The organism is Pseudomonas sp. LBUM1643, from assembly GCF_059716215.1.
Genome location: NZ_CP166813.1, coordinates 6,087,526 through 6,101,428 on the forward strand (window position 1 = coordinate 6,087,526; position 13,903 = coordinate 6,101,428).

Genomic DNA, 13,903 nt, shown 5'->3' on the forward strand with positions numbered 1-13,903 from the left:
AAAACGAATGGATTTGATACTCGACCTGCTTGCCACGGTGTCTCGCTGGAGCCGTAGCAACCTCTCGGAAATCGCCCTGGCGCTGGTGGGCTGTTTGCTGGTGTTGTTTGGTGCGGATTTCAAAGGTTGGGTTGAACAACGCCTGGGCAGCGTCGCCGGCGCCTTGCGCGTGCCGATGATGGCCTTGCTGTGCATGGTCGGCAGCGGCGCGGCGTTGATCTATGCCACGCCGTGGATCGTCAAAGGCCTCAGCCAGTTCAACAACTACAGCCTGGCACCGGTATTGGTGGTGGTGCTGGTGTTAATCGGTGTGGTCGCCGACCGGCGCTGATTTTTAAATAAACAATCAGAAGCCCTTACAGGCGAACAAAAAATAAGAAATAAAACCTCATTCCAATGACCTAAATGGAATCAGCATCAATGCGTACCCCCTTGATGATTTTTGTCATTTTCTCCGCGGTAATTATATTTGCCACAGGAAAATGGCCTTATCTATCAGCGACCATATTGCCAAATACAACATGGGGCCTATATTCCAAAAATTTTTTCGAAAATATTTTAATTGGCGCCCATGGAACAATTATCGACTTATTCTTGGTTGGTATCGTTCTATACTGGTTTGAGAAAAGATCCGAAATTCGCGAAAAAGCCGCCAAGGAAGAATCAGAAAAATTTAGCGCAATCATCAGACACAAAGAAACTCTGTCTGACTTACGGTTTTATAAGGGTAGCGATGCTGCTCATCGAACCTTGAGCACAATCAAACGTTTGATGGCGTTGAATGTTTACGACTTCGCATGCCCCGAAGCAAACTTACAACACACTAACATTAAAGATGTTCACTTTAAAAATACAAATATGCACGCAATAAATTTTTCTCATGCAACACTATCCAAAGTGACTATGACAGATTGTATTTGTGATGCAGGAATTTTTATCAACTCACGCCTACAACAAGTAACATTAGGTAAGTCGAGCTTTAACCGAGCAAAATTTAGTGGTGCTAATTTATCCGGGACTGACTTTTCAGGATGTTCAATGCAACGCGCAGACTTCACAGATGCAAATCTACGCAGCGCCATCTTTCGCGGAGTTGATTGCAAAGGGATTAACTTCACGAATGCAGACCTGCGCTCTGCGAATTTTAAGGGCGCTAAAAATCTGACGAAAGCGATGCTACAGACAGCAAAGAGCATCGACTATATACAAGTCGATGCTCTTCCATAAATTCAATAACGAGGAGGGAATCGAACCGCTCTTCCTGCCGCAAAGCGACAGTTAATGGATTAACATCAGTTACCCGATGCGCACCACCCCGAGGCAAAACCTCGTTAACAGCACCAGCTCGTTGACTTTCGATACTACCTACCAACAGCAGCGTTAGCAAATTTTTTGAGTATCGCATCACTGCATCGTAATGCAGTATTACTATGCCAATTTTTCGAACTTCAAATCCCAAACGCCATGCCCAAGGCGTTCGCCGCGGCGTTCGAACTTGGTGATCGGGCGCTCGGTCGGACGCGGGACGCATTTGCCGTCTTCTGCCAGGTTGCGATAACCCGGTGCAACGTTCATCACTTCCAGCATGTACTCCGCGTACGGTTCCCAATCGGTGGCCATGTGCAGCACACCGCCGACCTTCAACTTGCTGCGTACCAGTTCGGCGAAAGATGCCTGAACGATACGACGCTTGTGGTGACGGCTCTTGTGCCACGGGTCCGGGAAAAACAGCATCAGGCGATCGAGGCTGTTGTCCGCCACGCACTGGTTGAGTACTTCGATCGCATCGCAATCGTAGACCCGCAGGTTGGTCAGTCCCTGAGTCAGCACGCCATTGAGCAGCGCGCCGACACCCGGACGGTGAACTTCCACGCCAATAAAATCCTGTTCCGGCGAGGCGGCGGCCATTTCGAGCAGCGAATGGCCCATGCCGAAACCGATTTCCAGCGAGCGTGGTGCAGAGCGCCCGAACACTTGATCGAAGTCCACCGGGGCATCGGCCAGAGGCAGCACGAACAGCGGCGTGCCTTGCTCCAGACCTTTCTGCTGGCCTTCAGTCATGCGACCGGCGCGCATCACGAAACTCTTGATGCGGCGGTGTTGGCGCTCGTCGCCTTCTTCCGGCTGGATAGGCGTGTCGTTCGATTCAGTCATCAATGGCTCTTACTTGATCAGACCATCCAGCGGCGAAGAGGCGCTGGCATAGAGTTTTTTCGGCATGCGGCCGGCGAGGTAGGCCAGACGGCCTGCGACGATGGCGTGTTTCATGGCTTCAGCCATCATGATCGGCTGTTGGGCATGGGCGATGGCCGAGTTCATCAGCACCGCTTCACAACCCAGTTCCATGGCAATGGTGGCGTCCGAGGCGGTACCGACACCGGCATCCACCAACACGGGAATCCTGGCTTCTTCCAGAATGATCTGCAGGTTGTACGGATTGCAGATTCCCAGGCCCGTGCCGATCAGGCCAGCCAGCGGCATCACCGCAATAACGCCGATTTCCGCCAGTTGACGGGCGATGATCGGGTCATCGCTGGTGTAGACCATCACGTCGAAGCCTTCCTTTACCAGCACTTCGGCGGCCTTGAGGGTTTCGATCACGTTGGGGAACAGGGTTTTCTGGTCCGCCAGCACTTCCAGCTTCACCAGGTTGTGCCCGCCGAGCAGCTCACGGGCCAGGCGGCAAGTGCGCACAGCCTCGGTAGCGTCGAAGCAACCGGCAGTATTAGGCAGGAAGGTGTAGCGATCCGGCGAAAGGACTTCGAGCAGGTTCGGTTCACCCGGGTTCTGGCCAAGGTTGGTGCGACGCACGGCGAAGGTGACGATCTCGGCACCCGAGGCCTCGATGGCCAGACGGGTTTCTTCCATGTCGCGGTACTTGCCGGTGCCTACCAGCAAACGCGACTGGTAAGTACGACCGGCCAGGACGAAGGGCTTGTCGCTACGAACGTTGCTCATGGGAAATCCTCTGTTGGGGTGAGGTTCTTGCAGAATTCTGTGCCCTTGCGGACCCGGTGACTAGCCGCCGCCGATGGCGTGTACCACTTCGACTGAATCGCCGTCGCTCAGCGTGGTTTCAGCGTGTTGGCTACGCGGGACGATATCCAGATTGAGCTCGACCGCCACCCGGCGTCCGGTCAATTCCAGACGGGTCAGCAGGGCCGCAACGGTTTCGCCGTCGGGCAGGTCAAGGGATTCGCCGTTCAACTGAATGCGCATACCGAATGCCGCCATCATTTTTAGGGGCTGGCATTCTAGCCCGATCAGACTTGGCGACCCAAGCCATTCGTCTTGAAATGCTCCCCCCTGTTGGACCTACCGCTGACTGCGATCTTTTGATCCTGTTCTTTAAAGATCAGAAGATCGTCCGAGCGCGGCCCGGGTCTGCGGCAACTCCTACGGGACAAGTTCAGGCTCATTGGCAATGTCCCGGATCAGCTCAACCTCCAGGCAGCGAGCCCGAGGCAGAACCAGCCGACCAGGAAGGCCAGGCCACCAAACGGTGTGATGATTCCTAGCTTGCTGACGCCCGTCATGGTCAACAGGTACAGGCTGCCGGAAAACAGCAGAATGCCGATGCAGAAAGAGGCGCCCGCCCAGGTGATCAAGCGACCTGGAATTTGTGTGGCCAGCAAAGCCACGCCCAGCAACGCCAAGGTGTGCACCAGTTGATAGGTGACACCAGTGTGGAAAATCGCCAGGTACTCGGGCGTCAGCCGATTTTTCAGGCCATGGGCCGCAAACGCCCCCAGGGCGACACCGGTGAAGCCGAAAAAAGCGGCCAGCATCAGAAAGCCACGCAGCATGAAGAACTCCAGTCAGACTCGATCAACAGGGTCTGTATAATGGCCCGCTCAATGGGTTCGGCCAAGCCATCTCTATGCTGCGTTTATTTCTACGACGATTTACCAAGGCCGTACTCTGGTTCGCGGGCGGCAGCGTATTGCTGGTGCTGATCTTTCGCGTCGTGCCGCCACCCGGAACGGCTTTGATGGTCGAGCGCAAAGTCGAATCCTGGTTTGACGGCGAGCCCATCGACTTGCAGCGCACCTGGAAACCCTGGGATGAAATCTCCGATGACCTGAAAGTGGCGGTCATTGCCGGTGAAGACCAGAAATTCCCGGAACACTGGGGGTTTGATTTTGGCGCGATCCAGAAAGCCCTGGCCCACAACGAGCTTGGCGGGTCCATTCGGGGTGCCAGCACCTTGAGTCAGCAGGTGTCGAAAAATCTGTTCCTGTGGTCTGGCCGCAGCTGGTTGCGTAAAGGGCTGGAAGCCTGGTTTACCGGTTTGATCGAAGTGCTCTGGCCCAAGCAGCGGATTCTTGAGGTTTACTTGAACAGTGTCGAATGGGATGAGGGGGTGTTTGGCGCGGAAGCAGCGGCCCGGCATCACTTTGGCGTCAGCGCCAAAAGCCTCAGCCGTCAACAATCGAGCTTGCTGGCTGCCGTGTTGCCAAATCCACGGGTGTGGAGCGCAAGCCATCCAACCAACTATGTTGCACGGCGGGCGGGCTGGATTCGGCAGCAGATGAGCCAACTGGGGGGCGATAGCTACCTGGTGGGGCTGAACGATTCCCGCCGGGCGCCTTGGGCGCAGTAATTCAGACGCTGACGATCCCTGTGGGAGTGAGCCTGCTCGCGATAGCGGTCTGACTGCCACGGTTGTGGTGACTGACCTTAAGCCATCGCGAGCAGGCTCGCTCCCACAGGGGGATTGTGTCGTACAAAACAAAAACGCCCCGATCAATGATCGGGGCGTTTTTTATTGCCGGTTCGCCGGTTAGGCAGCAATCGACAACTTGAGCTTGTTCATCGCGCTTTTCTCAAGCTGACGAATACGCTCGGCCGACACGTTGTACTTCTGCGCAAGGTCGTGCAGCGTGGCTTTCTCTTCAGCCAACCAGCGCTGATAGAGGATGTCACGGCTACGGTCGTCCAGCACTTCCAGCGCTTCGTGCAGGTTGTGGTTGGAGTTGTCGCTCCAGTCGGCATCTTCTAGTTGACGAGCCGGATCGTACCGGTGGTCTTCCAGATAGTTGGCCGGCGATTGGAAAGCACTGTCGTCGTCCGCTTCCGCAGCCGGGTCGAACGCCATGTCGTGGCCGGTCAAGCGACTTTCCATCTCACGCACTTCCCGCGGCTCTACGCCAAGGCTTTCCGCCACACGGTGGACTTCCTCGTTGTTCAGCCAGGCCAGACGTTTCTTCTGGCTGCGCAGGTTGAAGAACAGCTTGCGCTGAGCCTTGGTGGTCGCCACTTTCACAATGCGCCAGTTGCGCAGGATGAACTCGTGGATTTCCGCCTTGATCCAGTGCACGGCAAAGGACACCAGGCGCACGCCCATTTCAGGGTTGAAGCGCTTCACGGCTTTCATCAAGCCGACGTTGCCTTCCTGGATCAGGTCAGCCTGAGCCAGACCGTAGCCGGAATAGCTACGGGCGATATGTACAACAAAACGCAGGTGGGCGAGCACCATCTGCCGAGCCGCCCCCAAATCCTGCTCATAATAGAGACTCTCGGCCAGTTCACGCTCCTGCTCCGGTGTCAGCAATGGAATGCTGTTCACCGTGTGCACATAGGCTTCCAGGTTCGCGCCTGGGACTAGAGCATATGCAGGTTGCAAAGAATTGGTCATACGAAAAAACCTCCGACTTACAAACTCGTGCAGTTCAGCACTGCGAAAATTGACCGGAAACCGAAGAACAAGTTCCCATAAACGCTGAAAGGTCAATACGAGCAAAATGATATTACTTTGGCGCAAGCTCCCGCAGGTGGCGTGCGACTGCAATCCATGCACCGATATACCCCAACAGCACAGCGCCAAGCAAGAGAGACAGACCGTCGGCTACTGGCACTCCCGCCAGCGCAAAATTACTGCCGTACAAACCGGCCAGTCCGACGACTGCATCGTTCAGCCAGTCCAGGCCGAACGCCAGGACGCCCCATGAAAAAATCCCCGCACCGAAGCCATACAACGCACCCATGTACAGAAAAGGTCTGCGCACATAACTGTCAGTGCCGCCGACGAGTTTAATCACTTCTATCTCTGTGCGGCGGTTTTCAATATGAAGACGAATGGTATTGCCTATCACCAAAAGTAATGCAGAAACCAGAAGCACGGTCAGGCCGAAGACAAATCGGTCACCCAGCTTGAGGATCGCCGCCAAACGCTCGACCCAGACTAGATCAAGTTGCGCCTGCTGTACCTTCGGCAACTCGGAAAGTTTTTGTCTCAATGCTTCAAGAGCGGGCTTGTCGACTTCGTTCGGCGTCACCAGAACTACGCCCGGCAAGGGATTTTCCGGTAGCTCCTTAAGCGCGTCACCCAGACCGGACTGCTGCTGGAACTCTTCCAGCGCCTGATCACGGCCAACGTATTCGGCCTCCGCGACACCGGGCATGCCCTTGATCTGTTCGCGCAGCGCCTCGCCTTCGGTCGGGCTGGCGTCGAGTTGCAGGTACAGGGAAATCTGCGCTGCACGCTGCCAGGACCCGCCAAGCCGCTCCACGTTACTTAGCAAAAGTGACAGCCCCATGGGCAAACTGAGGGCAACCGCCATCACCATGCAGGTAAAGAAGCTGCCAATCGGCTGCTTGCCCAGTCGGCGCAAGCTGTCAAGCAAGCTGGCACGGTGGCTCTCGACCCAGGCACGAAACAATGTGGCGAAATCCGGGCCATCATCATCGTCACGTTTTTTCTTCTTCTGCGGCTGCGGATCGGCGGCTTTCGGGGCCACGCGCTCGGAAACCTTGGGGCTGCGTGTCGCACTCATACGCCGGCCTCCCCGTCGCCGATCAATCGGCCACGCTGCAGTGTCAGCATGCGATGACGCATGCGGGCGATCAGTGCCAGGTCGTGACTGGCGATCAACACGCTGGTGCCCAGTCGGTTGATGTCTTCGAACACGCCCATAATTTCGGCCGCCAGACGCGGGTCGAGGTTACCGGTCGGTTCGTCCGCCAGCAGCAAGGCCGGCCGGTGAACAATGGCACGGGCGATGCCCACCCGCTGTTGTTGACCGGTGGACAGGTCACCCGGATACAGGTCGGTCTTGTCCGACAGCGCCACGCGCTCCAGAGCCGAATCCACACGTTTGACGATCTCGGCTTTGGACAGGCCAAGGATCTGCAATGGCAACGCGACGTTGTTGAACACCGTGCGATCGAACAACAACTGGTGATTCTGGAACACCACTCCAATCTGCCGCCGCAGGAATGGAATCTGCGCATTGCTGATGGTGGCCAGATCTTGCCCGGCCAGCAGCAATTTGCCCGTAGTCGGACGTTCCATGGCCAGCAACAGGCGCAACAGCGTGCTTTTACCGGCGCCGGAATGGCCGGTTACAAACAAGAATTCACCCCGACGAACTCGAAAGCTCAGCTCATGCAAGCCGACGTGACCGTTCGGGTAGCGCTTACCGACCTGTTCGAAACGAATCATGAACGCTCCCGCTCGGCAAACAATGCCTGGACAAAGGGTTCTGCTTCAAAAGTACGCAAATCGTCGATGCCTTCACCGACACCGATGTAGCGAATCGGCAAACCAAACTGCTTGGCCAGGGCAAAAATCACCCCGCCTTTTGCGGTGCCATCGAGTTTGGTCAGTGCCAGACCGGTCAATTCAACGGTCTGGTTGAACTGTTTAGCCTGGCTGATCGCGTTCTGACCCGTGCCCGCATCAAGTACCAACAGCACCTCGTGGGGCGCGTCAGCGTCGAGCTTGCTGATAACCCGGCGAACTTTTTTGAGCTCTTCCATCAGATTGTCTTTGGTATGCAGGCGACCGGCGGTATCCGCGATCAGCACGTCAATGCCGCGAGCCTTGGCGGCCTGCACGGCATCGAAGATAACCGAAGCGGAATCGGCACCGGTGTGCTGGGCGATGACCGGGATCTTGTTACGCTCACCCCAGACCTGCAATTGCTCGACCGCCGCCGCACGGAAAGTATCGCCTGCTGCGAGCATGACTTTCTTGCCTTCCAGCTGCAGCTTCTTGGCGAGCTTGCCGATGGTGGTGGTCTTGCCGGCGCCATTGACGCCAACGACCAGAATCACGAACGGCTTGTTCTGCGAGGTGATTTTCAGCGGCTGCTCGACAGGCTTCAGCATTGCAGCCAGTTCAGCCTGAAGGGATTTGTACAGCGCATCGGCATCAGCCAGTTCTTTGCGCGCAACCTTTTGCGTCAGGCGCTGGATGATCACCGAGGTGGCTTCCACGCCAACATCAGCGGTCAACAAACGGGTTTCGATGTCTTCGAGCAACTCGTCATCGATGATTTTCTTGCCCAGGAACAGGCTGGCCATCCCCTCGCCGATACTGGCGCTGGTCTTCGACAGGCCCTGCTTGAGGCGGGCGAAGAAACCGGCTTTGGTTTCTTCAGTGCGCGCAGGTTCGGCTGGGGTTTCGACCGGTACGACAGGCACTTCGACAGCAGGAACCGGAACCGGAGCAACGATCGGCGCAGGCTCAGGCGCTTGAACCACCGGAGCGGCGGGCGCAACAAAAGCAGGGATGACAGGTTCTGGAGCAACAGGCGCAGGCTCGGCCACAACCAAAACAGGCTCGACGATTGGCTCAATCACTGGCGCCTGGACAGGCTCAGGCGAAAATGCAGTTGGCGCCGGGATCGGTGGCGTTACGTGCGGCGCCACATCATCTTCGACCAGCGCCACCGGCTCTTCCGCCACTGGCAGCGTCAGCCACGGCTCGGCAGCTGGCTTCGATGGCTCAGCCACCACTTCCGGCTCAGCCTCAACCACTGGCTGAAGTACCGGCTCGGTTATCGGCAGGACAATCGGCGCGGGCTCTTCTTCTATTAAAGGCGCAGGCGTTGGCTCAGGAATGGGCTGTGGCTGTTCGACGACGGGTTCCTGCGGCTTTTTGCGCAGCCATCCGAACAGGCTTTTCTTCTCGCCAGCCGCAGCTGGGGTCTTCTTGTCGTCGTTGGAACCAAACATGGAGGACGGCTATCTCACGGTAGCGACGCGCCTAAGGGCGCCCCGGCAAATAAATATTCGATGCAGAACAGACTGCGATTGATCCAGCTTGTTCACGCGCAACATTTTGTCGAGGTGCTGATGGCACCTCAAAGGTCGACTAATACGAAGGACTGGAACGACATCGTCGGCGAAAACGCAGAGTTTAGCTGACAAACTCAAAGCTCACGCCGCAAACCCAAACAACCTGCTGACCAATCAAAGGCCTTATAGGCGTGGCCGCCAGTAAAACGGATCAGTATCCTAGCACCCTCTCGCCCGCTGACGCTAAGACCAAGCGGGCAGCCCAACAGGTTTAAAAACGAATGAATGCTCTAGCCCGCCGCGCTGCAGGCCTGCTGCTCAGCACAGTTTGTCTGCCACTTTCAGCCTTGGCTGCCGACCCGCAACCCACCCACGAATTCACCCTTGATAACGGCCTGAAGGTCGTCGTGCGCGAAGACCATCGTGCCCCCGTCGTGGTTTCCCAGGTCTGGTACAAGGTCGGCTCCAGCTACGAGACCCCAGGCCAGACCGGTTTGTCCCATGCTTTGGAACACATGATGTTCAAGGGCAGCGAAAAAGTCGGACCCGGCGAAGCGTCGCTGATCCTGCGCGACCTCGGCGCCGAAGAGAATGCCTTCACCAGCGACGACTTCACCGCGTACTACCAGGTACTGGCCCGAGACCGTCTGGGCGTGGCGTTTGAGCTCGAAGCCGACCGCATGGCCAGCCTGCGCCTGCCGGCTGACGAGTTCGCCCGCGAAATCGAGGTCATTAAAGAAGAACGCCGCCTGCGCACCGACGACAAGCCGATGTCCAAGGCGTACGAGCGCTTCAAGGCCATGGCCTATCCGGCCAGCGGTTACCACACGCCGACCATCGGCTGGATGGCTGACCTGGACCGCATGAAAGTCGAAGAACTGCGCCACTGGTATCAGTCCTGGTACGTGCCGAACAATGCCACCCTTGTGGTGGTCGGCGACGTGACCCCGGACGAGGTGAAAACCCTGGCCCAGCGCTATTTCGGCCCGATCGCCAAGCGCGACGTGCCGCCGGCTAAAATCCCGCTTGAGTTGGCCGAGCCCGGCGAACGGCAGATCACCCTGCACGTGCAGACTCAATTGCCGAGCCTGATGCTGGGCTTCAACGTCCCGAGTATCGCTACTGCCGAAGACAAACGCTCGGTAAACGCCTTGCGCCTGATTTCAGCCCTGCTCGATGGCGGCTACAGCGGACGAATCCCGACTCAGCTGGAGCGCGGCGAAGAGCTGGTGTCCGGTGGCTCGTCGAGCTACGACGCCTACACCCGTGGCGACAGCCTGTTCACCCTGTCGGCAACGCCCAACACTCAGAAAAACAAAACTATCGCCCAAGCCGAAGCCGGCTTGTGGAAACTGCTCGAACAGTTGAAAACCACCGCGCCGACTGCCGAAGAACTGGAGCGCGTGCGCGCTCAAGTCATCGCCGGCCTGGTCTACGAGCGTGACTCGATCACCAGTCAGGCCACTGCCATCGGCCAATTGGAGACCGTGGGTCTGTCCTGGAAGCTGATGGACACGGAACTCGCCGATTTGGAAAGCGTGACGCCGCAAGATATCCAGAACGCCGCCAAGTTGTACTTCACACGCGAACGTCTCAGCGTCGCCCATGTACTGCCATTGGAGACGACTCATGAGTGAGCGTAAAAAACCACGCGTAGCCCTGATCGGCTTGATCGTTGTCGCCCTGATCGGTTCCGCCGTCGTCTACCTGTTCCGGCCCGACGAGTCGACCGCCAGCGAAGCCCTCGACAAAGCCAAATCCAGCCAAAAGCTGCAATCGCTGGCCGAACTCGACGGCAAAGCCCCAAGTCATCGCACGCTCAACGTGCAAACCTGGAACACGGCGGAAGGCGCCAAGGTGATGTTCGTCGAAGCCCGTGAGCTGCCGATGTTCGACATGCGCCTGATCTTCGCCGCCGGCAGCAGCCAGGACGGCAACGCACCGGGTCTGGCGCTGTTGACCAACGCGATGCTCAACGAAGGTGTTGCGGGCAAGGATGTCGGCGCCATCGCCCAGGGCTTCGAAGGCCTGGGTGCAGATTTCGGCAACGGCGCGTTCAAGGACATGGCGCTCCTTTCGCTACGCAGCCTTAGCGCAACGGATAAGCGAGAGCCTGCGCTGAAACTGTTCTCTGAAGTCGCGGGCCAACCGACCTTTCCGGCCGACTCCTTCGCGCGCATCAAGAACCAGATGCTCGCCGGCTTCGAGTATCAGAAACAGAACCCCGGCAAACTGGCGAGCCTGGAGCTGATGAATCGCCTGTACGGCGATCACCCTTACGCGCACTCCAGCGACGGCACGGCGAAATCCATACCGGCTATCACGCTGGCGCAGCTCAAGGCGTTTCATGAGAAAGCCTATGCCGCCGGCAACGTCGTGATCGCATTGGTGGGCGACCTGTCCCGCGCTGAAGCCGAAGCCATTGCTTCGCAGGTGTCCAGCGCGCTGCCAAAAGGCCCGGCCCTGGCAAAAATCCCGCAACCGGCAGATCCGAAGGCCAGCGTTGGTCATATTGAATTCCCGTCCAAACAGACCAACCTGATGCTCGCGCAACTGGGCATCGACCGGGACGATCCGGACTACGCCGCGCTGTCCATGGGCAACCAGATCCTCGGCGGCGGTGGCTTCGGCACCCGGCTGATGAGCGAAGTGCGCGAGAAGCGCGGCCTGGCTTACGGCGTCTACTCGGGCTTCACCCCGATGCAGGCGCGCGGCCCGTTCATGATCAACCTGCAGACCCGCGCCGAGATGAGCGAAGGCACGCTGAAGCTGGTACAGGACGTGCTCGCCGACTACCTTAAAACCGGCCCTACCGAAAAAGAACTCGATGACGCCAAGCGTGAACTGGCGGGCAGTTTCCCGCTGTCCACCGCCAGCAACGCCGATATCGTCGGGCAACTGGGTGCAATGGGCTTCTACAACCTGCCGCTGAACTACCTGGATGACTTCATGCGCGAGTCGCAGAGCCTGACGGTTGAACAGGTCAAAGCTGCACTGAACAAACACTTGAGCACGGACAAACTGGTCATCGTCAGCGCTGGCCCGACCGTGCCGCAAAAGCCGTTACCGGCCCCATCTGATAAACCTGCCGAGCAACCGCTCGGGGTTCCGGAGCATTAATGGCCACTCGTGCTAAAAAACCCGTACACAACGTGCACAACGGTGTGAACCAACTTCGCATCATTGGCGGGGAATGGGGCAGCCGCAAGCTGAGCTTCCCCGATGCGCCGGGCTTGCGTCCGACGCCTGACCGGGTGCGTGAAACCCTGTTCAACTGGCTCGCGCCCTATGTCGCTGGCGCCAAAGTGTTTGATCCTTTCGCCGGCAGCGGCGCGTTGTTTCTCGAAGCGTTGTCCCGCGGCGCAGCGATGGGCCAGGCCCTGGACGCCAGCAACATCGCGGTAGCGAGCATCAAGGAACACCTGGGCACCCTGCGCTGCACGACTGGCCAGATCCAGACGGCCGATGCCTTGCGCTATCTGGAAACCCAGACCGCGGTTGAGTACGACCTGGTATTCCTGGATCCGCCGTTCAACCAGAATCTGCTGCCAACCGTCTGCACGCTGCTGGAAGAGCGTCAATGGCTGGCCAATGAAGCGTGGATCTACACCGAAAGCGAAAATGCGCCTTCTGCGCTGGGCCTGCCCGGTAACTGGCGCCTCCACCGGGAGCAAAAATCCGGGCGGGTGTACTACGCGTTGTGGCAACGTATGGCAGAGATCGCCGGTTAATCGACTGGCCTGAAAAAGGTGCGCACCTTGCTCAAGGCGCGCACCGCTGCATCGAGAACAATTGTGCCCCCTTCTTCAGAACGCTTTACCCCCGCCTTCGGTCTTGGCAATCCACATTTGCAGACTTTGTGGGGACCGCTATGGCGCAAAACCACACACATCACACGGGAGCGTGAGCGCCTGTGGCTCGAGGATGGTGACTTCCTCGACCTGGACTGGCACGGCCCGCACAGTGCCGATGCGCCGTTGGTATTGGTGCTGCACGGTCTGACCGGTTCGTCGAACTCGCCGTACGTCGCCGGCGTGCAAAAAGCGCTGGCGACCCAAGGGTGGGCGAGCGTGGCGCTGAACTGGCGAGGCTGCTCGGGCGAACCGAATCTGCTACCGCGCAGCTATCACTCCGGCGCCAGCGAAGACCTGGCCGAAGCCATCAAGCACCTGCGAGCCAAACGGCCGCTGGCTCCGTTGTACGCGGTGGGTTACTCGTTGGGCGGTAATGTCCTGCTCAAGCATCTCGGTGAGACGGGCAGTGAAAGCGGGCTGCTCGGCGCGGTGGCGGTGTCCGTGCCTTTCCGTCTGGATCAGTGCGCCGACCGTATCGGCCAGGGATTCTCAAAGGTCTATCAGGCGCACTTCATGCGCGAGATGGTCGGCTACATCAAGAATAAGCAGCGCCAGTTTCAGCATGATGGCCGGGAGGATGGTGTCGCAGCGTTAGCGGCCCTTGGCTCGCTGGATAACATGCGCACCTTCTGGGATTTCGATGGTCGGGTGACTGCGCCGCTACATGGTTTCGTTGATGCCGAGGATTACTATCGCCGTGCTTCAAGCCGATATTTCCTGAGCGAGATCCGCACACCGACGTTGATCATTCAGGCGGCCGACGACCCCTTTGTGTTCCCGCACAGCCTGCCGCAAGCGGACGAATTGTCCGCATGCACTGAATTCGAATTGCAGGCCAAAGGTGGGCATGTCGGCTTTGTGGATGGCACGGTCCGGCGGCCGGGTTACTACCTGGAACGACGCATTCCGCAGTGGTTGGCCAACCATTAAAAGATCGCAGCCTCGTTCCACTCGACAGCTCCTACAGGCGTGCACATAACCCTGTAGGAGCTGTCGAGTGAAACGAGGCTGCGATCTTTTGATCT

At 58.0% G+C, this 13,903-nt stretch carries 15 protein-coding genes; 7 read left to right on the forward strand and 8 right to left on the reverse strand.

Features of this window, described 5'->3' with window-relative positions:
- Nucleotides 1–7: 7 nt before the first annotated feature.
- Together ACA063_RS27535 and ACA063_RS27540 are read left to right on the forward strand one after the other, a co-directional pair.
- Nucleotides 8–331, forward strand: coding sequence for a DUF3392 domain-containing protein (locus ACA063_RS27535; protein ID WP_162439361.1), 324 nt, complete (start codon nucleotides 8–10; stop codon nucleotides 329–331).
- Between the two features lie 89 nt (nucleotides 332–420).
- Entirely contained in the window at nucleotides 421–1,227 is an 807-nt protein-coding gene (locus tag ACA063_RS27540) for a pentapeptide repeat-containing protein (RefSeq protein WP_497664075.1), read from the forward strand.
- Between the two features lie 201 nt (nucleotides 1,228–1,428).
- On the opposite strand, the gene trmB is transcribed toward ACA063_RS27540, so the two are convergent.
- The 4 genes from trmB to ACA063_RS27560 all read right to left on the reverse strand — a co-directional run bounded on the left by trmB (nucleotide 1,429) and on the right by ACA063_RS27560 (nucleotide 3,806).
- Nucleotides 1,429–2,154, reverse strand: coding sequence for a tRNA (guanosine(46)-N7)-methyltransferase TrmB (gene trmB, locus ACA063_RS27545; protein ID WP_497664076.1), 726 nt, complete (start codon nucleotides 2,152–2,154; stop codon nucleotides 1,429–1,431).
- A gap of 9 nt (nucleotides 2,155–2,163) precedes the next feature.
- Complete coding sequence (locus ACA063_RS27550) at nucleotides 2,164–2,958, reverse strand: thiazole synthase (RefSeq protein ID WP_162439363.1); 795 nt, start codon at nucleotides 2,956–2,958, stop codon at nucleotides 2,164–2,166.
- Nucleotides 2,959–3,018: 60 nt separating this feature from the next.
- Nucleotides 3,019–3,219, reverse strand: coding sequence for a sulfur carrier protein ThiS (thiS, locus tag ACA063_RS27555; RefSeq protein WP_497664077.1), 201 nt, complete (start codon nucleotides 3,217–3,219; stop codon nucleotides 3,019–3,021).
- Between the two features lie 215 nt (nucleotides 3,220–3,434).
- A complete protein-coding gene (locus ACA063_RS27560; protein ID WP_162439365.1) occupies nucleotides 3,435–3,806 on the reverse strand; it encodes a DUF423 domain-containing protein in 372 nt (123 codons plus the stop codon).
- 74 nt (nucleotides 3,807–3,880) lie between these two features.
- Here ACA063_RS27560 and mtgA point away from each other — a divergent pair, with 74 nt between their 5' ends.
- Entirely contained in the window at nucleotides 3,881–4,603 is a 723-nt protein-coding gene (gene mtgA / locus ACA063_RS27565) for a monofunctional biosynthetic peptidoglycan transglycosylase (RefSeq protein WP_497664078.1), read from the forward strand.
- Between the two features lie 180 nt (nucleotides 4,604–4,783).
- Here mtgA and rpoH read toward each other — a convergent pair whose 3' ends face one another.
- The 4 genes from rpoH to ftsY all read right to left on the reverse strand — a co-directional run bounded on the left by rpoH (nucleotide 4,784) and on the right by ftsY (nucleotide 8,961).
- Entirely contained in the window at nucleotides 4,784–5,638 is an 855-nt protein-coding gene (rpoH, locus tag ACA063_RS27570) for an RNA polymerase sigma factor RpoH (protein WP_007897890.1), read from the reverse strand.
- 112 nt (nucleotides 5,639–5,750) lie between these two features.
- A complete protein-coding gene (ftsX, locus tag ACA063_RS27575; RefSeq protein ID WP_497664079.1) occupies nucleotides 5,751–6,776 on the reverse strand; it encodes a permease-like cell division protein FtsX in 1,026 nt (341 codons plus the stop codon).
- Entirely contained in the window at nucleotides 6,773–7,444 is a 672-nt protein-coding gene (gene ftsE / locus ACA063_RS27580) for a cell division ATP-binding protein FtsE (RefSeq protein WP_095164552.1), read from the reverse strand. The genes ftsX and ftsE overlap by 4 nt, the downstream gene beginning before the upstream one ends.
- Nucleotides 7,441–8,961, reverse strand: a complete 1,521-nt coding sequence (gene ftsY / locus ACA063_RS27585) for a signal recognition particle-docking protein FtsY (protein ID WP_497664080.1) — start codon at nucleotides 8,959–8,961, stop codon at nucleotides 7,441–7,443. Before ftsY ends, ftsE begins: the two co-directional genes overlap by 4 nt.
- Nucleotides 8,962–9,305: 344 nt before the next feature.
- On the opposite strand from ftsY, the gene ACA063_RS27590 reads away from it, so the two are divergent.
- The 4 genes from ACA063_RS27590 (at nucleotide 9,306) to ACA063_RS27605 (ending at nucleotide 13,808) form a co-directional block, all read left to right on the forward strand.
- Nucleotides 9,306–10,661, forward strand: a complete 1,356-nt coding sequence (locus ACA063_RS27590) for a M16 family metallopeptidase (protein ID WP_497664081.1) — start codon at nucleotides 9,306–9,308, stop codon at nucleotides 10,659–10,661.
- On the forward strand, nucleotides 10,654–12,144 hold the full coding sequence (locus ACA063_RS27595) for a M16 family metallopeptidase (RefSeq protein WP_497664082.1): 1,491 nt from the start codon (nucleotides 10,654–10,656) through the stop codon (nucleotides 12,142–12,144). Before ACA063_RS27590 ends, ACA063_RS27595 begins: the two co-directional genes overlap by 8 nt.
- On the forward strand, nucleotides 12,144–12,755 hold the full coding sequence (gene rsmD, locus ACA063_RS27600; protein ID WP_162439371.1) for a 16S rRNA (guanine(966)-N(2))-methyltransferase RsmD: 612 nt from the start codon (nucleotides 12,144–12,146) through the stop codon (nucleotides 12,753–12,755). Before ACA063_RS27595 ends, rsmD begins: the two co-directional genes overlap by 1 nt.
- A gap of 63 nt (nucleotides 12,756–12,818) precedes the next feature.
- Entirely contained in the window at nucleotides 12,819–13,808 is a 990-nt protein-coding gene (locus ACA063_RS27605; RefSeq protein ID WP_497664083.1) for a hydrolase, read from the forward strand.
- Nucleotides 13,809–13,903 lie beyond the last annotated feature (95 nt).